Raw genomic sequence first — 18,894 nt, 5'->3', positions numbered from 1 at the left:
GCGTCAGCCGGTGACCGTCCCGATCGCCTCAGAACCGGCGCAGCGTCCCCCAGCGCCCCGCCGCGATGCGCCGCCCGCGCCGCGACGCGCCCCGCCGGGCGGCGCCGCCCAACCGCGCCGCCTGACCGAAAGCGCCCGATCTCAGGTCTGGGCGCGCGCCGCGACGGCGGGCTTGCCCGCCGGGTTTCGCGCTTGCGCGAAACGGTCCGGGCTTGCCCGGACCCGCGGCGCCTCGGCGGCGCCGCCGGGCGCTTCGTGACCGGAACCCGCCCGCGTCTGACGATCTTCGTCAAGGAACCGCGCCCGGGCCGCGTCAAGACCCGGCTTGCCGCCGATTTGGGCCCTGTGGCGGCCGCCTGGTGGTTCCGTCATCAGGCGCAATCGCTGATCCGCCGCCTGGCGCGAGATCCGCGATGGGAGACGGTGCTGGCGGTTTCGCCGGATCGCGAGGGCATGGAGAGCCGGGTCTGGCCGGCCTGCGCGGCGCGCATGCCGCAGGGCGCGGGCGATCTCGGCGCGCGCATGGCGCGCGCGCTGCGCGCGGCGCCGCGCGGACCGGCCCTGGTGATCGGCGCCGACATTCCAGACATCACCCCGTCACGCATCGCCCGCGCCTTCGGGCTGCTCGGCGACGCCGGGGCGGTGTTCGGCCCGGCGACCGACGGCGGTTTCTGGCTGGTCGGCCTCGCCCATGGCGGGGCGGCGACGCCGGCGGGTCTGTTCGAGAACGTGCGCTGGTCGAGCGAACACGCGCTCGCCGATTCGCTGGTCGCCCTCGCGGGACGGCGCGTGGCTTTCGCGGACACGCTTTCAGACGTCGACAGGTTCGCGGATCTGCAGGCGCTGCGCCCCGGGTCGGGCAAGCCGGCCTCGGGGGGCGTCGAGCCCCCCTCGCCCGAGCGGCGCATTGCGCATGTGGACGCGGAACGGGCCCAGCCGCGCCTGCGCCGCTGACGGCGCCGCGGCGCCTGAATTTCGGACCGTCGGGCGGCGCCTCAGGCGGATTCGTCGACGTAGAGGTTATCCCAGGCCTCGTCGATGAAGGCGTTGATCAGCTCGCGCGGCACGCCGTGAAAATCGCAGGCCGCCAGGGTCTGATCGATCAGATACGGCGCGTGATAGGCCGAAAAGTCGATATTGGTCGAGGCGTAGAGCTCGTTGATGATATGGGCGATCGCCTCCTCCTTGGGGATGATTTCGTAGCGCTTGCAGACGCGCAGGAAGATCTTGATGAAATCCTCGCGGCTGGGACGTTCGATCAGGATCTTGTAGTAGATCCGCCGCAGCCCGGCGCCGTCCACCAGCTCCGCCGGCGGGATGTTGGTGGAAAAGATCATCAGCGTGTCGAACGGCACCTGGAAGCTCAGCCCCGAGGTCAGGCTGAGATAGTCCACGCCCTCCTCCATGGGCACCACGCAGCGGTTGATCAGTTCCTGGGGCGTCTCGCGCTGGCGGCCCAGATCGTCGATTATCAGCACCCCGTTCGCCGCCTTCAGGTGCAGCGGCGCCTGATAGGTGCGGCTGGAGGCGTTGAACCGCAGGTTCAGCATGTCGATGGTCAGCTCCGCCCCGGCCACCACCGAGGGGCGAATGCATTCGATGAATCGCAGATCGGGCGCGTCGGCGCCATAAAGATCCTCGGCCGAGATGTCGTCGGGATCGCCGATCGGGCGGTGCACGTTATGATCGAAATACAGGATGATCTCGCCATCCACATGGATCGCGTGCGGGGCCAGGATGCTGCCCTCCATGGCCCGCGCCAGCGCGTGCGCGTAGCTTGACTTGCCGTTGCCCGGCGGGCCGTAGAGCAGGATCGTGCGTCCGGAATTCACCGCCGGGCCGAGACGGTCGATCAGCCCGTCGGGCAGCACCAGATCGCCGAAGGAGTCCACCAGCCGCTCGCGGGTGATGCGGTGATCCTTCACCGACTGCGCCTTCACCACCTTCTCGAACAGGTCCAGCGGCACCGGACAGGGCCCGGCGTAATCCACCCGCGCGATGGATTCCATCGCCCAGAAGCGGCCCTTTTCGGTGAGCTCGTAGCGCATCTCGGCGCGCATGTCGCCGCCGAGCTGGCCCAGCGTGTCGATCAGCCGGTCGTCGCGCATGCTCTGGAACACTTCGGACATCACCACGCCCGACAGCCGCGTGACCCTGCACACGTCCGACAGCGAATTGAGCCCGCGCCGATACATCACCTTGCAGGCAAGCTCGACCAGGAATTCGAGGCTGAGGCCGGTCTCGGCGACGGTCTGGGGCGCCATCGGCGCATAGGTCAGGTCTTGGCTTTGCACGGTCATGAACGCATCCGCTGAAACAGAAAGGGAACTCATTGGCGCCGGGCGCGCCCGGCCGCGACGAGTCAAGCGGACATTCGCGCCGCGCGCAAGGGCCAAGGCGCATGACAGTCCCGCCGCGCGCGCCTAGTTTGAATCGAATGCGCGGCAATGCCGCCGGCGCGACAGGGCGGGCGCGGGCGGCCGCCGCGACTGGCGCGCGCAAGGGAGGGCGATTGGCGGTGACCGGCAAGACAGGCGCAACAGGGCGCATGGGCGGGCTGGCGGCGACGCTGCTGGCATTCGCCGCCTTCGAGGCCGCATTGCTGTTCGCGCCCGGCTTCGCGCCGGTCACCAAGACCCCGGTCGACGCGCTGCACCTGCTCGACGGGCTGGCGCGGATCGCGGCGGGCCAGCGGGCGCATGCGGATTTTTCCACGCCGGTGGGGGCGCTCGCCTTCGAGGCCCCGGCGGCGCTGGCGCGGCTCGGCCGGGCGCTGGGGGCCGAACCCGGCTGGGGCATGGCGGTGGCGGCAGGCAACGCCGCAATGGCGGCGGCGGCCGGGCTGCTGACGCTGTGGCTCGCCGCCAGCCGCATGCGACCGGCCGCGGCCTTCCTGCTGGGCGCCGGGGCGATGCTGACCGCGCTGGCCTGGCTGTGGAGCGGCGGCGGATCCGGCGCCAGCCTCGCGCCCCACTACAATCGCTGGAGCTGGGCGCTGTTCACGCCGCTGCTGCCCCTGCTGGTCATGCCGCCGGGCGCGGGTCTTGCGACTGGGCGCAGGGCGGAGTCCGGACAGCGCGCCGTGCCGGAATGCCGCGCGACCGCCATTGCAAAAAGCCGCGCCGACTGGATCGACGGGCTGGCGCTGGGGCTGACCGGCGCCCTGCTGCTGTGGCTGAAAATCACCTTCGCCGCAGCGCTGGCGGGGCTGTGGCTGGTCTGGCTGCTGGCGTTCCGGCGCAGGCGGGCGGCCGGCGTCGCCGCGGCTTCCGGCATCGCTGCGGCGCTGGCGCTGGGCATGGCGTTCGGCGGCGTCGAGACCATGACCGGCTATGTCGGGGACCTCGCCGCGGCGGCGCGGTCCGGGGCCCGGCCCTGGCCCGGCATGACCCTGTTCCAGACGGCGTTTTCGCCCGCGCAGGCGCCGGCGACATTGGCGCTGACGGCGGCGGCGGCGCTGCTGTGGCGCGCCGGGCTGCGCCGCGAGGCGACGCTCTGGGCGGCGATGACCGTCGCGCTCATCCTGCTCGCCTGGCAGAACGCCGGCAACGGACTGACCGGGATGATCGCCGCGCCCGCCATGCTCTGGGCGCTGGCGGCGCGCATCGCCGACGGGCTGGCGGCGCGTCGCGACCCGGGGCGCGCGCCGTCGCGCGCCGCAATGCTCGCCCCCATGCTCGCCGCCGGACTGGCGGCGCTGGCGCTGCCGGCGCTGCTGGCGGCGCAGGCCAGCCTGCTCGTCGCCTGGCGCATGGGCGATCGCCTGCGCCCTGCGCTCGCATCCCATGGCGTCCTCGACATCCGTTTCGAACCCGCCGACCCCGCAGGCTGGACCCGCCTGCCCGCCGCGCCGCCGACACGGGCCTTCGGGCAGGATTTCCCCGCCTGCGATCAGGGCTACGGCATCGTCCCGGCGACGCTGGCGCTCGCCGCCATGCTGCGCGCGCGTCCCGACCTTGCGGGGAAAACCGTGACCACGGCGGATGTGGTGAACCCGGTCTGGGCCTATGCGGGCGCGCCCATGCAGCGCGGCGCGCAGCTCTGGCGTTACGGCCCCCTCGGCCCGGCGCTGGCCGGCGCGGCGCTGCTCGCCATCCCCGACTGCCCGCGATCGCCGGCGGCGCGCGAGGCGATCCTGCGCGAGGCCGAGGCCATGGCCGCCCCATGGCGGCGCGTCGCGCGTGAAGGCCAATGGACCATCCTCGCCCAGACGCCGCCATCCCGACCCCCTCCATCCCAAGGAACCCCAACGCGTTAGCCGCGATTTTGCGCGCCGCGCCGCGATCGCCTATGCTGAACGGCGCATCCGCTCCGCCGCCGCCGGCCAGGTTCAGAGAGACCGCCATGACGCCCCAGACTTTCCCCATGCAGGCGCGCCCGTGACGTCACGGCGATTCCTCTGGGCGCCGCTCGGCCTCTGGGCTGCGGTTGTCGGCTGGTCGTTCCTTGCGCTGACGCTTGCGGCCCCCGCCGTCGCCGGCTTCACCCGAGGCCTCAACCGGGTCGCCGGTTTCCTCGGCTGGCAGATCGGCGCCATGCCGGCCACCGAAGGGTGAGCCCCTGGCCCGTGACGCCGCCCCCGCGCGCTGCGCAATTCGCAAAGCTATATGAACAGAAAATTAAGCCGCGGCGCGCCACGAAATCCGCTAGAAATCAAACAGGCCTGCGTAGCGTTGCGGATGAGTCGCCATGAACAGCTTTGACCCCCTCGTCGCCCCCGTGGCGCCCCCGGCCGACGGCGGCGCGCGCCCCAGCCCAAATCCCAGCCCAAATCCCAGCCCAACCCCCGGTCCAACGCCGGTCCAAGCCCCGCGCCCCGCGTCCCGGCTTGCGCAGCTCGCGCTGCTGCTGGCGCTGTTCGGCGCGATCCAGGCCGCCGTGCTGCTGGGCCCCGGCGCGCTGCTGATGACCAAGATGGAAGCCGACGTGCTGCACATGCTGGACGCGCTGGCGCGCATCGCGGCGGGCGAGCGGGCGCATCAGGACTTCGCCACGCCGCTGGGCACGCTGGCCTTTCTGCCGATCACCATGTGGGGCGCGCCGCCGGCGCAGGCCTTCGCGCTGGCCAATCTCACCATCATGGCGCTCTGCGCGCCGCTGACCCTGTGGCTGGCGGCGACGCGGCTGAGCTTCGGCCAGGCGCTGGCGCTCGGGGCCAGCGCCATGACCCTCGCCGCCGCCATGGTCTGGGCCCCGGATTCCGACGGGCTGAGCTACGCCATGCATTACAACCGCTGGGGCTGGGCGGGGTTCATGCTGGCGATCCCGATCCTGATCCTGGCGCCGCGCGGCGCGGCCGGCGCGCGGCGGCCCGACCTGTCGATCGACCTGGGCGACGCGCTGGTCATCGGCGGGCTCGGCGCCGCGCTGATCTTCATGAAGATCACCTACGCGGCGATGCTGGCTCCGGTCTGGCTGCTCTGGGCGCTCGCCTTCCGGCGCTGGCGGGCGGCGGGGCTGAGCCTGGTTTTCGCGACCCTGCTGATGATCGCGATCGCGGCGCTCTGCGCAGCGCCCGAAACCGGACCCGCCGCCTGGGCCGGCGCGGTCACGGCCTATTGGGCCGATCTCTGGACGGTGCTGAACTCCGATGTCCGCCCCGCGCCGGGCAAGCCCCTCGCCCAGCTGGCGGCGGCCCCCGACGCCGCGCCGGTCACCATCGCCATGATCATCGCCGCGCTGATCCTGCTGCGCGCCGGATTGCGGCGCGAGGCGCTGATCTGGGCCGCCGCGACCGCGGCGCTGCTGCTCATCGCCTGGCAGAATTTCGGCAATCACCTGACCGGCGCGCTGGCGGCGGCGCCGCTGCTGCTGGCGCTGGCGCAGCGCGCCTCCGGCAAGGCCCGCGCCTTCGGGCTCCCGGCGCCCGCGGCGCTGCGCGTGCTGGCCATCGGCCTGGCCTTCCTGCAGCTGCCCGGCCTGATGACGCTGGAGCGCAGCCTGTTCGGCGGCTGGAGCGCCCGCGGCGAGGGCAAGGCGGCGCTGTTCGCGGCGCAGGGCGCGCCGAACCTGTATTTCGAGGATCAGCGCGGCAACGCCCGCGGCATCGCGCCCACCGCGGCGCTGGCCCCGGATCCGACCCTGTCCGCCCCTCCCGGCGCATCGCCGCCCGTCAAGCCCGCCGACCCGCGATCCGGCCCGCGCCGCTTCGCCGGCAAGCGCTTTCCCGACTGCGCCGCGGCGGTGGGATACGAAGCGCTGGTCTACGAGGTCGGCGCCATGATCGCCGCGGACCCGGCGCTGAAGGGCCGCAAGGTGCTGACCGCCGACCTCACCAACCCGGTCTGGCTGATCGCCGGCGCGCCGATGCAGCGCGGCGCGCAGATCTGGCGCTACGCCCCGCTGGGCGTGGAACTGGTCGAGATGGACCTGCTCGCGGTCCCGCGCTGCCCCGCCAACGTCAAGGGCCGCAACGCGGTGCTCGATGAAATCGCCGCCGCGCGGATCCCCGTGCGGGCGGCGCTCGAAACCCCCGACTGGGTGATTTTCGAACGCACGTCCCCCTGATCGGGCTTCAGGGTCGCGCCGCAAGGCCCTAGCCGGCGACCCAGACCCGCAGCGCCAGATACGAGATCATCGCCGCGCCGATCGACACCCCCATGGGATAGCGCGCCCCGGGGGCCAGCGCCGCCCACCCCGTCGTCGCCCGGCCGCGAAGCAGCGAACGCAGCAGCCAGATCGCGCCGTAGCCGCTCAGCAGCCAGAAGGACAGCAGCATCATCGCCGGCGCCGCGTCGCCCGCCGGCACATACAGCGCCGAGGCCGCCAGCAGCTTGCCGTCGCCCCCGCCCATGCGCCCGGTGAAGAACATCGCCATGCTGACCGCCAGCACCAGCAAGCCGCCCAGAAGCCGCCAGCCGCAATCGCTCCAGTCCAGGAACAGCGCCCCGTAGGCCAGAAACGCCAGCGCCGCCGACAGGGTCAGCCAGTTGGGCAGGCGCATCTGGCGCAGATCCCACCAGATCGCGCCCAGCATGAACGGCGCCGCCGCGATCAGCGCCGCCAGCTCGGCCGAAACTCCGGTCTGCGCGATCATGGCGCGACGGGTCCGCTTGCCGCCCGCCGGCCGATCAGTTGCTCGCCACCTTTTCCAGCGCCTTCAGCTTGTCCGCGGCGGCGGCGAAATAGCGGGGGTGGGTCTCCACCGCCTGGGTCAGCAGCCCAACCGCCACGCCCTTGTCGCCCTGGCGCAGCGCGATGATCGCCAGGTTGTGCAGCAGGATCGCCCGCTCCTCCTCGCTCAGCGACACCAGCGGCAGGCGATACTGTTTCTGCAGCCCGTAGGAAATCGCCAGATTGTTCTTGGCGCTGAACATGTTGGGATCATAGTTTATGGCCTGCTCGAAGGCCGCCTCCGCGCCCTTCATGTCGCCGCGCGCCATCTTCGACACGCCCCAGTTGTTGTAGATCGGCGCCGGCTGCGTGGTCATGGAGCGGGCCTTTTCGTAATACTGGTCCGAGCGGTCCCACTCGCCGCGCGAATCCGACAGCATGCCCTCGATGAGCAGCTGGCGCGCGCTCACATAGCTGCTGGGCAGCGCGCCGAGCTGGGCGCCCACATCGTCCCATTGATCGAGCCGCGCCAGGGTCAGGGCGTATTCCACCCGGTCCGCGTTCTCGGCCGCGCCGCTGTCGACCAGCGTCCGGAAGGCCAGCCGCGCCTCGGGATATTTCTTGTCGCGCATCAGCGAATAGGCGTAGCCGCGCTGCAGGTCGACGCGATCGGGCTCGCGCCCCAGCGCGTCGCGAAAATAGGTCACCGCGTCGCCGGGATCGGCGACCGTGAGCATGATGTCGTTGAGGTTCAGCTCGTCGATGGCGTTGGTGCGCAGGTCAACCGCCTTGTCCTCCTCGGTGACATGCCCGCCGCAGGCCGCAAGCGCCGGGACCCCGGCCAGCGCCAGCAGCAGCCGGATCGTCGAGCCCCGCGGCGCGGCCAGACGCCGGATGGCGGGACGGGCGGGGATGCGCACGGTGGAGCTCATAGGGACGCCTCTCCTTGCTTGAGCAGAAAGAACTGGCCGTAGCCCAGCGGCACGACCGTGTAGGGGGAAAACACCGGGCGGGGCTGCAGCGCCTCCATGCGGGCGACGCCGTTCTGGGCGATGCCGATATTGTGCTCGATCTCCGCCTCCGCGCCGTCCGACAGGGCGAAGGCGATCCGGAACTGCTGGCGGGCGCTCTCGTAGTCGCGAAGATCGTAGAGCACGACGCCGAGATTGTTGCGCAGCACCGGGCTGTCCGGGTAGATCTCGTTGGCGCGGATCAGGATCTTGCGCGCCTGGCGCAGCCGCCCGAGCCTGACATTGGCGGCGCCGATCCCGGCCAGGGTTTGCAGCGAGGCGCCCTCCTTGACCATGGCGATGCCGAAGGCCTTCAGCGCCAGGTCCGGCTGGTTGTCGTTGAGCAGCCGCATCCCGTATTGCGAGGCGCTGACCCCGCTGGGCGGGCGCGCCAGATCCGGCGGGCCGCCGGCGGCGGCGGCGAGGTCGACGCCGCGCCCGGCCTCGCAGCCCGCCAGCGCCGTCATGGCGGCGAGCGCCGCGACAACGCTGCGGGCCAACGCCCGGGGGCCGCGCCCCGAATCGGCGCCGGTCACTTGTTGAACCCCGACAGCGCGCCGATGATGTCGATGATCGACGGGCCGATCAGGATCAGCATCAGCGGCGGCACGGTGAAGAACATGGTGCCCAGCGTCAGCTTGGTGGGCAGCACGTTGGCCTTTTCCTCGGCCCGCATCAGGCGCTTGTCGCGCATTTCCGCGGCGTAGACCCGCAGCGCCTCGGCCACCGAGGTGCCGAAGGTGGCGGACTGGATCAGCACCGTCACGAAGCTTGAAATGTCGTTGACGCCGGAGCGGTTGGCGAAATCGCGCAGCACCGCGGCGCGGTCCTTGCCGGCGCGCATCTCCACCGAGATGATCTCGAATTCCTCCGACAGCGCGCCGTGGGCGTGCTTGATCTCCGCCGAGACCCGCATCAGCGACTGGTCCAGCGACTGCCCGGCCTCGACGCAGATCAGCATCAGGTCCAGCGCGTCGGGGAACCCGTCGCCGATCTCCTCCTGGCGGCCCTGCTTGCGCCGCGTCACCCAGTAGTTGGGGGCCAGATAGCCCAGCCCCATGGCCCCGCCGGCGACCATCAGATAGGTGGTCATCTCCACCTGCTGATCGCGCAGGCCCAGATAGATCACCGCGAACAGGGTGAGCGTGATCGCCCCGAGCCCGCGCGCCAGATAGAAGGTGCGCACCGCCCCGCGCGACCGGTAGCCGGCCTGCAGCAGGGTCTGGCGGATGGTGCCGAGTTCCTTCTCGTCCTTGGGCTCCAGATACGGCGCCAGCGCGTCAAGCTTGCCCGACCCGGTGTCGTAGCGCAGCTTCTGCACCTGCTCGGCGCGGGATTTGGGGTTGGCGCGGTTGGTGCGCGGGCGCCCGAGCTTGTCGATCGGGTCGGCCTTCTTCTTCAGCAGCAGCGGCGTCGCCGAGGCGATCAGGAAGGCCGCCACCGCCGCCAGCGCATAGACCGGGCCCAGCGGCCCGAAGGTCTCGGTGAGAAAGCCGATGCCCCGGTCGATCACCGTGACCCGAGAGGCCGGCGCCAGCAGCGGCTGCGCCGCCACGGCCCCCGCGACCGCCTCGCCCGCCTGCTGGGCCAGCGCCGCGCCGGCAGAGGCCAGCGCCGCCGCCGGGCCGGCCGCCGCGACGCCGATCGCGCGGCGCGCGGATCCGCGCCAGCCGCATCTTCGCGCGGCGTATCGGGGGGGCTGTGTCACGCGCGCCCCCCCTAGACCTTGATATTGACCATCATGCGCATGAACAGGATGTTGATGATCAACATCACCGCCACGGCAATCGACGCCGGCACGAACATGGGATGATCGATCACCCCGTCATAGTAGTTGGGGCGGATCAGCTGCACCATGATCAGCGCCATGATCGGGAACATGGACAGGAACCAGCCCGACCAGCGGGCCTCCGCGGTGATCGCCTTGATCTTGCGAAACAGCTTGAAGCGCGAGCGCACGACGGTGGACAGCCCTTCGAGGATCTCCGCCAGGTTGCCGCCCGACTGGCTCTGGATCATCACCGCCACCGCCAGAAAGCGCAGATCCTGCACCGCCACCCTTTCGGCCAGCCGGGTCAGCGATTCGGTGATGTCCATGCCGTAGGTGCTCTCGTCGGCGATGATGCCGAATTCGGTGCCCAGCGGGTCCTGCATCTCCTGCGCCACGATGGCGATCGCCGAGGACATGGGATGGCCGATGCGAAGCGAGCGCACCATCAGTTCGATGGCGTCGGGCAGCTGCTCCTCGAACAGCGCGATGCGCTTCTTGGCGCGGTTGCGCAGCCAGATGAACATCACCCCGTAGCCCATGGCCACGGCCACCAGCGCGCGCACCGGCGCGGCGGCGGTGGAAAAATATGTCAGCAGCACGAAGACCAGCGCCATGGCGCCCACCATGATGCCGCTGATGGTCACCGGCGACCACGGGATGTTGGCCTGCGCCGCGCGTTCGAACAGCGGCGACATCAGCGGGATCGAATTGAACCCCAGATGCTGCTCGCGCTCCTTGCGCAGCTGCGTCAGCACGTCCTCGGGGTCCTCGCCCTTCTCCAGCAGCTGCAGGCGGCGGTTCACCTTGCTGGCGCGCCGCGCCGAACTGCCGAAGGCCAGCAGGTAGATGCCCTCGACGATCAGGAGAACCCCGATGAAGATGAAGGCGAAGATGAGCGGCTCGATGGACATGCGGTTATCCCAGTCGTCGGTTGGGCTTGTAGATATCGTTGGGCAAACGATAGCCCCATTGCTCGAATCGGTCGGCGAAGGTCGACCTTATGCCGGTGGCGTAGAAACCGCCGGTGATGCGCCCGTTCTCGTCCATACCTTCGCGCTGAAACTTGAAGATCTCCTGCATGGAGACCACTTCGCCCTCCATGCCGGTGATCTCCGACAGCGACACCATGCGCCGCGACCCGTCCGACAGGCGCGAAACCTGCACGATGACGTTGATCGCCGAGGCGATCTGCGACCGCGTGGCGCGCAGCGGGATCTCGACCCCGGACATCAGCATCATGTTCTCGATGCGCCCCACCGCGTCGCGCGCCGAATTGGCGTGGATGGTGGTCATGGACCCGTCATGGCCGGTGTTCATGGCCTGCAGCATGTCGAGCACCTCGGCGCCGCGGGTCTCGCCGACGATGATGCGGTCGGGGCGCATGCGCAGGGCGTTCTTCAGCAGGTCGCGCTGGCTGACCTCGCCCTTGCCCTCCACGTTGGGGGGGCGGCTCTCCATGCGACCCACATGGGTCTGCTGGAGCTGCAGCTCCGCGGTGTCCTCGATGGTGACGATGCGCTCGTTGTTGTCGATGAAGCTCGACAGCGCGTTCAGCGTGGTGGTCTTGCCCGACCCGGTGCCTCCGGACACCAGCACGTTCAGCCGGGTGGAGACGATCGCCTGCAGATAGGCGGCCATTTCCTCGGTGAAGGCGCCAAAGGCGATCAGCTTGTCGATCGACAGCGGCTCCTTGGAGAATTTGCGGATCGACAGCAGCGGCCCGTCCACCGCGCAGGGCGGCACCAGCGCGTTGACGCGCGACCCGTCGGCGAGCCGCGCATCCACCCAGGGCTGGCTTTCGTCGACGCGCCGCCCGACGGCGGACACGATCTTGTCGATCACCCGCAGCAGGTGCTTGTTGTCCTTGAACTCCACCTCGGTGAGCTCGAGCTTGCCGTCGCGCTCCACGAACACCTGCGCATGGCCGTTGACCAGGATGTCATTGATCGAATCGTCCTTCAGCAGGGGTTCGAGCGGGCCGAGCCCGGTGACCTCGTCCATCAGTTCGGACGTAAGCTGCTCGGCCTCCTGCGCGTTCAGCACCATGCCCATGTCGCGCAGCCCCTCGCGGGTGATGGCGGCGACCTCGCGGCGCAGCTCCGGCTCGGGCACCTTGTCGATGATCGCCAGATTGAGCGTCTCCAGCAGCCGGCGATGCAGGTCGACCTTGACGCTGAGCAGCCGCTGGCGGCGCTTGCTGTCGCGGCTTTCCCCGCCGGACTCCGCCGCCGCCGCCTCGGGGCGACGCACGCGCTTGCCGGGCTCGCTCGTCGCCGCCTTGGGCTTCTGAATCGGCGGCGGCGGCGGCGCGGCGGCGGGTTTCTGGTAACGCTTGAACATCCGGGTCCCTTCGGCGGCTAGGCGATCGCGGCCTGCGCGGTTTCAACGGAGTCGGAGATGGATTTCGCCACCTTGCGAATTTCCTTGCGCAGCGGGTTGGAGCGCGCGCTGGTTTCAAGCGGCGCGCCCTGATCGCAGGCCTGGGACACCGCCTTGCCGCCGTCGGGCAGCATGATCGCGTAGTCGATGCCCAGGCTCTCGGCCATGCGCTTGACCCGCGCCTTGCCGCCCATGTCGGTGAAGCTCGGGGCCCGGTTCATGATGAAATCGAGCTTTTCCAGCGGCAGGTCCTCGGCCCGGAGCGCGCGCAGGAACCGCAGCATGTTCTGCGCCGAGCGCATGTCGATCTCCATCAGCACGAAAAAGGTCTCGGCCACGTGCAGCACCGTCTCGGTCCAGTGGGTCAGGGTCGTGGGCATGTCCACGACCACGAAATCGTAGGAATGGGTGGCCAGGCCGAGCAGCTTCTTCACATCCTCGGGGCCGATGATGTCCAGCGGCAGCGCGTCCATGGGCGCGGTCAGCACCGCGAGGCGCTTCTTGTAGCTGGTGAGCGCCGAGGCCAGGCCGTCATGGTCCATGGAATCGCTTTCCGAGACCAGTTCGTAGATCGCCTCCATGCGCGGCAGGTCCAGATAGGTCGAAATCGACCCGTACTGGAAATCGAAATCCATCACGCAGACCCGCTTGTTGGATTTTCTGGTCTCGATCGCCAGCTCCCAGGCCAGATTTGCGGCGAAGGTGGAGGATCCGACCCCGCCCGAAACCCCGTAGACCGGCAGCACCACGCCGCGCCGCCCGCGCCCCTTGCCCTCGCCGGCCTCGGCGCCAAGGCCGGCGGCGCGGTTGCGCACGCGCTCCAGGCATTCGGTCAGCGCGTCCTCGGGGGCCGGGTAGGGCAGGAAATCATCGGCGCCGGCGCGCAGCAGCGCGTGGGTGGCGGCGGGGCTGATGTCCTTGGCCAGCAGGATCAGCGGCAATTTCGCGGCCTTGACGGTGGCCACCAGGGTCGCGACCTCCTTCAGGCGGCCCTCGTCGGCGCTGTCCACGCCCAGCAGCACGAATTCCAGCGTGTCCGGCGCGCCGGTGGCCAGCAGCTTGCGCATTTCCGCAAAGCCTATGGGCGCCCAGGCCTCATCGGCGAACTCCGCGTCCAGCTCCTCGCCGATGCCCTGGAACACCGCGAAATTGTCCGCCACCGCGAACAGTTCCACCGGTTTGGGCTTGAGTCTGCGCAACTGCATGCTTAGGGCCTTCTTCTTTCAGTGTTTCGCACATCGCCGCGCGGGCGCGGGCCGCGACGCGGTCCATGGTTCGGGCCTTGGTTCGGGCCTTGATCGGGGCCTTGATCCGGGCCGCGATGCGGTTCGCGCCGGGCCGCGCCCGGCGCGGCGATCGCGCCCCCGCCCGCACCCCCCGCGGCGCGGCCGGCTCGGTCGACGATGATAGCATGGAGACGGCGGCGCTGTCCCGCGACGCCCGGCGCCCGGCCGGCCTTCCGCCCGATCGCCCGGCCAGGGCCCCGCTCAGGCGACCCGTCGGATGTCCGCTCCTGCAGGGGGCCCGGCGCTCCGGGACCCGCCCCGGCCCGCCTTCGCTGCTGTCCAGGCATGGACGCACGACTCCTCATCAAATCCTGCCGCGACGCGCGCCCTTTCGCCCCGTTTCCGGTCCGCTGGCGGGCCGGCGACGCGGGGCGGATCAGCGGACGCGCGGCGCGACGGCGCACGCTACGCATTTCGGGTCGGCGCCGCGGCGCCGACCGCACGCTTTATCGGTCCTCGCTACTGGCCGCCGGCGAGCTTCACGGCCTGAGCCGCCTCCAGCTCGTCCCAGATGTATTCCTTGTAGCCCAGCGCCGCCCGCTTGCCGTCCATGCCATCGCCCACATAACCCTGCGCGAAGCCCTGAACCACCGTGACCGCGCGCCGGTTGCGGCGCTCGCGTTCCTCGGTGTCGATCAGCGGCTCGCTTTCGCCGCGGCTCTCCACCGCGTCGAGCCGGTTGCGCGCCACGCCCTTGCCCGACAGATAGCGCACCGCCGCCCGGGCCCGGCGCAAGCCGAGCCGGCTGTTGTAGGAATCCGGCCCCACCTTGTCGGTGTGCCCGTAGATCCGCATGCGCACGGTGGGGTTGGCCTTCAGCCACGCCGCCTGGGCGTCGAGGGTCCGGCGCGCCTCGGCGTCGAGGGTCGATCCGTTGAAGGCGAAATTCACCGTGTCGGTCGCCTCGCGGCGGAACTTGTCGGACAGCGCCACCAACCGCCTGTCCGCATAGGCGTAGGCGGCGTGGGTGATGATGTTCGACTGATGCGCGGCGCCGAAATCGGCTTCGCCGGGCATGTAGCCCGCCGCGCGGTCGCTGCAGGCGCCAAGCAAGCCGGCGGCTGCGAACGAAAGGATGATATGCATACGCGACACTCTGCTCACTCCATCACATAGCCGTAGGACCCTTCGAAATTCTGGCCGGCGACCTCGCGCATCGCGGGGTCTCCTTCCATCTTTCCGAACAGGAACAGCTCAGCTTCACTGGGGATCTTGATCCGGTCGGTCGGCAGGCTGAGCGCGTCCTCGGTGGTCGGCGTCACCAGATGCACGGTGACGATGATCACCAGCTCGGTCTGGCGGCGCTGGAAATCGGTGCTGCGAAACAACGCGCCCAGCACCGGCACGTCGCCAAGCCAGGGGATCTGGTTGGCGTTGTCGACGAAACTGTCCTGCAGCAGCCCGGCGATGGCGAAACTCTGCCCGTCGCGCAGCTCCACCGTGGTCTCGGCCCGCCGGGTGGAGAAGCCGTTATAGGCGATGCCGTTGCCCTGCACGACGATCGAGGCGTCGATGGCGCTGCTCTCAGCGGTCATCTCGATATTGATCAGATCGTCGTCCACCACCGTCGGGGTGAAGGCCAGCGACACGCCGAAGGGGCGGTAGTCGATGGAGATCTGCCCGTCGGAATCGGCCACCGGGATCGGGTAGAACCCGCCGGCCAGGAACGACGCCGCGTCGCCCGACAGCGCGATCAGATTGGGTTCGGCCAGCGTGCGCGCCAGCCCCTTGCCCTCCATGGCGTCGATGGCGACGTTGGCGATGAAGCCGCCCGCCGAATAGCCCAGGCGCAGGATGCCGTCGGAGCCCGAGCTCGACCGGTAGCCGGTGCTGAGCCCGCCATCCACCGGCGTGCCGGGCAGGTTGCCGGGGCGCAGATAGTCGCCGCTGCCCAGATCGACGCCGAAATTGCCGCCGCCAAAGCCGATCGACCAGTTGAAGCCGAGCTCCTTGGAGGCGTTGCGCTGCACCTCGGCGAAGCGCACCTTCAGCATCACCTGCTGGGTGCCGCCCACCGACATCATGTTGGTGACCCGGCCCGGCGCGTAGCGCTCGGCCAGCTCCACCGCGCGGGCCAGCTTGGCCACGCCCGAGACCACGCCCGACAGCACCACGCCGTCATTGGCGGTGCGCACCTCGATCGGTTCGCCGGGAAGGATTTCGCGCAGGCGGGTCTTGAATTCCGCCAGATCGGGGGCGACGCGAATCGTCACGTTGGCGATCAGCCGCCCGCCGTTGCCCAGCAGCGTGAGCGTGGTGCGGCCCGCCTTCTTGCCCAGAATGTATATGGTCTTGTTCGACAGGGCCGCCACGTCGGCGATCCCCGGATTGGCGACCGACACTTCCGCGAAGGCCTCCGCCGCTTCCAGCACGACCGCGCGGTTCACGTTCACCGACACGTCCCGCGCCGCCGCGCCTCTCGCGACTTTCAGCACGCCGGACTGCGCCGACGCCTTTCCGGATTCTCCGGATGCGAGCGCCGCCATCATGGCCATGGCAACGCCTGCGATACGCAACACCTTCATACTCAGTCTCCCTGAGGTAAGCCTGCGCGCAATACCCATACACTACGCGCATTACTGCCGAGAACTTTACCAAGCTCCCAGATAAACACAAGCAATCAACGGTTTATGAAGAAGCCCTTGGGAAGGCGCTTGAGCAGCATTCAGGAAGCGTTCATCACTCGACGGCCACGGCCTCCGCCTTGCCCCCGCGGCGCACGCGAACCTTCCGCTCGACCTCCGGCGGCGCCTCCGGCTCGACCACGATTTCGTCGCCCAGCAGGGTCTGCCGATTGATCGCCGTGTTGCTGGCCATTTCGGTGGAATTGAAGCCGCGCAGCGCCAGCGAGATCTTGCCGAGATTGCGGGCCAGCGTCAGCTGCTTCACCTGATCCGGGGTCGCCTGCACGGTGATGGTGCGCGCCACCCGCGCCTGGATCCGGTCCTTGTCGGTGTCCTGATCCACCGCCACCACCTCGATGTTCTGCATCAGGAAATAGGTCTTCAGCCCCTGGATCCGGTCCGCCACCGTCAGCACCACGTCGATGCGCGTGCCCGGCAGCATGAAGCCGCCGGCGCTGGCCACCGCGTCCACCGAAAACGTGTAGGCCAGCATGCCCGGGTCCAGCAGCGCCGCCACCGTGGCGCGCTCGCCGAAACCGCTGACCTTTGAGGCGAGGATCGGCTCGTTGGGCTCCATGCGCCGCAGCACGGTGCGGGTCTTGGCGCCATCAACGAACAGCTTGTCAATCGAATCAAAGCTGTTTTCGGGGGCGGCGTTCTTGGGCCAGTCCACCAGCCGCACCGAATCGGCGGTGATCGGCGCTCCGTATTTCAGCAGCGACTTGGCCACCGCCACCTTGACCAGAGGGATGGTGCGCACCTTGGGCGCCCGCTGCGCGCGCAGTTCCATCGCCTTGAACTTGCCGTACATGACATAGACCGCGCCCCCGGCGAGGCCGGCGCCAAACAGCAGGACAAGAATGGCAATGATACGCATGGGGTCACCCTGAACCGATTGACCGCCCCTCAGACGAGGCTGAGGAGCGGCCGTTGAACCTTGGGGCGTTGCGCGGCGCGCAACGTCATCTCAGACGATTCAGCCGCCCGAGCCGGATTTGATGGTGTCGTAATCCAGTTCGGCGCTGATCTCGCCCACGAGCGAATCGATGCTGGTGTCCAGCGCGGCGATGGCGCCGATCGACAGGATCACCACGGCGGCGGTCAACACGACCCAGTCCACCGTCACGGCGCCGGACTCGTCTCCGAACATGCCGCGGATTTTTGCAAAGAACTTCATTTCTTCCCTCCAGAACACCAAGCCTGCGCTTCTGGTCTCCCACCCAGGCTCCTGAACAACCGCTCAACTTGAATGAACGGACACTTGCAAGCTTGGCCTTTGGAACCCCACACAAAAGCAACCCTCGGGCCGAAGCTGAACTGACTATACACAGAGAAGCGCAAACTTCAAACGAGAAACCCGAAAAATTAACTCTGCGTTCATTTTGATAATTCGAGAATCGCAGAAAATGCTCCGAATCGGGGCGCTATCGGCTCGAATCGGGCCGCAATGCGGCGGATTTTCATGAATTGACGGCGGGTCCGAGCGTGATTTACGCCCGTTTTGACGCCGAATCACTGTGAAGTTCACCGGGGTGTTCACCGAACGCACAGGCGAATCGCCTGTCATTCACTCCCGGGTCACGCCGCCCGCATGCCCGAATCAGTTGAAGGGGTCGACGCTGATGTCATCGATTTCGCTGGCCACTTCCTCGACGAGCCCGCCCATGACGCCGTATATCGGCTCTCCCGCCAGAACGAAGGCCAGCAGCACGCCGGCCGTGAGCACCACCCAATCGACGGTCACGGCGCCGGACTCGCATTCGCGGAACCGCCCTTGCGTTGCCAACACGTTTTCGACCATAGACTCAACCACCTGTCTCTTGGCCATAATCCGGCCATACCTGAACCCACTCTGTTCATGTTATCCGGTTTCGGCCTCGTCGAGAAGGTCTTTGTTTGGTTTCCGTTCATGTAGCGCGTGGTTTTGTCCTATCCGTGTGTTTTCAGGAGTGTCCCGCAATGCGTCTGGCCCGTGCCGCCCTGGTGATCTGCGTTCTGTTCGCCGCCCCCGCGCCGCTGTCGCCCCTGCCCGTCCGCAGCATAGCGCAGGAGGCCGATTTCACCTTCCGCCGGGTCCGTCCACCGCGTCCGGGCGCAAAAAAACGTATCGTTTTCAATAACTCATCCAGCAGCGCCCTGCCCGGACGGGCGCAGAGCTACGCCTGGTTCTGGAAGGACGTCGCCGCCGGGATCGCCGCCGCCGACCCGGCCCGGCTCGACCGGATCGTGACCGCCAACGCCGCCAGATTCACCGGCGCCTGGCCCGGGCTCGGCGGCCCCGAGGCCGCCCGGCGCGTCGCCCGCGAGCACGGCGCGGCGTTAACCAAGGCGGTCGCCAATGCCAATGTGTCGCTGGCTTTGCTGCTTGCGGTGATCGGAGTCGAATCAGGCGGCGACCCCAGGGCGAGGAGCCCCGCGGGCGCCCGCGGGCTCATGCAGCTGATGCCCGGCACCGCCCGCCGCTTCGGGGTGTCGGACGCCTACGACCCGGCCCAAAGCATCGCCGGCGGCGCCGCCTATCTCGACGTTTTGCTCAGGATGTTCAACGACGACGCGCTGCTGGCGCTGGCCGCCTACAACGCCGGCGAGAACGCGGTGCTGAAATACAAGGGCGTGCCGCCCTATGCCGAAACCCGCGACTACGTCGCCAAGGTGCTGGCCAGTTTCCACGGCGTGCGGTCGCTCTGCGCCACGCCGCCCAGGGGCCCGCGCGAGGCCTGCGACCTGCGCCCGGGCGCCTGATCCGCCGACCGCGTCCGGGCGATTGGACC

Annotated in this window: 18 protein-coding genes; 5 read left to right on the top strand and 13 right to left on the bottom strand. The window is 69.2% G+C overall.

The features are described 5' to 3' along the window. The first annotated feature begins 255 nt into the window (after positions 1–255). Complete coding sequence (locus AC1HC7_RS10320; protein WP_479497195.1) at positions 256–954, top strand: TIGR04282 family arsenosugar biosynthesis glycosyltransferase; 699 nt, start codon at positions 256–258, stop codon at positions 952–954. 41 nt (positions 955–995) lie between these two features. On the opposite strand, the gene AC1HC7_RS10315 is transcribed toward AC1HC7_RS10320, so the two are convergent. Then, the gene (locus AC1HC7_RS10315) at positions 996–2,300 is read right to left on the bottom strand and encodes an ATPase (protein ID WP_479497194.1); all 1,305 of its coding nucleotides are present in this window, start codon (positions 2,298–2,300) and stop codon (positions 996–998) included. A 218-nt stretch (positions 2,301–2,518) separates the two neighbouring features. Between AC1HC7_RS10315 and AC1HC7_RS10310 the strand changes: the two genes are divergently transcribed. The 3 genes from AC1HC7_RS10310 (at position 2,519) to AC1HC7_RS10300 (ending at position 6,507) form a co-directional block, all read left to right on the top strand. Next, positions 2,519–4,258, top strand: coding sequence for a hypothetical protein (locus tag AC1HC7_RS10310; RefSeq protein ID WP_479497193.1), 1,740 nt, complete (start codon positions 2,519–2,521; stop codon positions 4,256–4,258). Between the two features lie 121 nt (positions 4,259–4,379). After that, the gene (locus AC1HC7_RS10305; protein ID WP_479497192.1) at positions 4,380–4,556 is read left to right on the top strand and encodes a hypothetical protein; all 177 of its coding nucleotides are present in this window, start codon (positions 4,380–4,382) and stop codon (positions 4,554–4,556) included. Between the two features lie 133 nt (positions 4,557–4,689). Then, positions 4,690–6,507, top strand: coding sequence for a hypothetical protein (locus tag AC1HC7_RS10300; RefSeq protein WP_479497191.1), 1,818 nt, complete (start codon positions 4,690–4,692; stop codon positions 6,505–6,507). 28 nt (positions 6,508–6,535) lie between these two features. On the opposite strand, the gene AC1HC7_RS10295 is transcribed toward AC1HC7_RS10300, so the two are convergent. The 12 genes from AC1HC7_RS10295 to AC1HC7_RS10240 form a co-directional block, all read right to left on the bottom strand. Then, positions 6,536–7,036: a prepilin peptidase gene (locus AC1HC7_RS10295; RefSeq protein ID WP_479497190.1), complete on the bottom strand. Its 501-nt coding sequence runs from the start codon at positions 7,034–7,036 to the stop codon at positions 6,536–6,538. Between the two features lie 34 nt (positions 7,037–7,070). Continuing rightward, the gene (locus AC1HC7_RS10290; RefSeq protein ID WP_479497189.1) at positions 7,071–7,985 is read right to left on the bottom strand and encodes a tetratricopeptide repeat protein; all 915 of its coding nucleotides are present in this window, start codon (positions 7,983–7,985) and stop codon (positions 7,071–7,073) included. Beyond that, positions 7,982–8,599 carry a hypothetical protein gene (locus AC1HC7_RS10285; RefSeq protein ID WP_479497188.1) on the bottom strand — a complete coding sequence of 206 codons (618 nt, stop codon included), beginning with the start codon at positions 8,597–8,599 and terminating at the stop codon, positions 7,982–7,984. Before AC1HC7_RS10285 ends, AC1HC7_RS10290 begins: the two co-directional genes overlap by 4 nt. Next, complete coding sequence (locus tag AC1HC7_RS10280; protein WP_479497291.1) at positions 8,596–9,576, bottom strand: type II secretion system F family protein; 981 nt, start codon at positions 9,574–9,576, stop codon at positions 8,596–8,598. Before AC1HC7_RS10280 ends, AC1HC7_RS10285 begins: the two co-directional genes overlap by 4 nt. A 206-nt stretch (positions 9,577–9,782) precedes the next feature. Next, complete coding sequence (locus tag AC1HC7_RS10275) at positions 9,783–10,745, bottom strand: type II secretion system F family protein (protein ID WP_479497187.1); 963 nt, start codon at positions 10,743–10,745, stop codon at positions 9,783–9,785. Between the two features lie 4 nt (positions 10,746–10,749). Beyond that, entirely contained in the window at positions 10,750–12,174 is a 1,425-nt protein-coding gene (locus AC1HC7_RS10270; RefSeq protein WP_479497186.1) for a CpaF family protein, read from the bottom strand. 17 nt (positions 12,175–12,191) lie between these two features. Next, positions 12,192–13,418 (bottom strand): CpaE/TadZ family protein, encoded by a 1,227-nt coding sequence (locus AC1HC7_RS10265; RefSeq protein ID WP_479497185.1) that lies wholly within the window; start codon positions 13,416–13,418, stop codon positions 12,192–12,194. Positions 13,419–13,958: 540 nt separating this feature from the next. Continuing rightward, positions 13,959–14,585: an OmpA family protein gene (locus AC1HC7_RS10260; protein WP_479497184.1), complete on the bottom strand. Its 627-nt coding sequence runs from the start codon at positions 14,583–14,585 to the stop codon at positions 13,959–13,961. Positions 14,586–14,599: 14 nt separating this feature from the next. Continuing rightward, positions 14,600–16,024: a type II and III secretion system protein family protein gene (locus tag AC1HC7_RS10255; RefSeq protein WP_479497183.1), complete on the bottom strand. Its 1,425-nt coding sequence runs from the start codon at positions 16,022–16,024 to the stop codon at positions 14,600–14,602. A 154-nt stretch (positions 16,025–16,178) separates the two neighbouring features. Next, the gene (gene cpaB / locus AC1HC7_RS10250; protein ID WP_479497182.1) at positions 16,179–17,000 is read right to left on the bottom strand and encodes a Flp pilus assembly protein CpaB; all 822 of its coding nucleotides are present in this window, start codon (positions 16,998–17,000) and stop codon (positions 16,179–16,181) included. 99 nt (positions 17,001–17,099) lie between these two features. Further along, a complete protein-coding gene (locus tag AC1HC7_RS10245; protein ID WP_479497181.1) occupies positions 17,100–17,300 on the bottom strand; it encodes a hypothetical protein in 201 nt (66 codons plus the stop codon). A 423-nt stretch (positions 17,301–17,723) separates the two neighbouring features. After that, a complete protein-coding gene (locus AC1HC7_RS10240; protein WP_479498988.1) occupies positions 17,724–17,912 on the bottom strand; it encodes a hypothetical protein in 189 nt (62 codons plus the stop codon). A 170-nt stretch (positions 17,913–18,082) separates the two neighbouring features. On the opposite strand from AC1HC7_RS10240, the gene AC1HC7_RS10235 reads away from it, so the two are divergent. Further along, entirely contained in the window at positions 18,083–18,865 is a 783-nt protein-coding gene (locus AC1HC7_RS10235; RefSeq protein WP_479498987.1) for a lytic transglycosylase domain-containing protein, read from the top strand. Positions 18,866–18,894: the final 29 nt, after the last annotated feature.

It is taken from the genome of Oceanicella sp., assembly GCF_056449545.1.
This window is presented reverse-complemented; position numbering and strand designations above follow the sequence as displayed.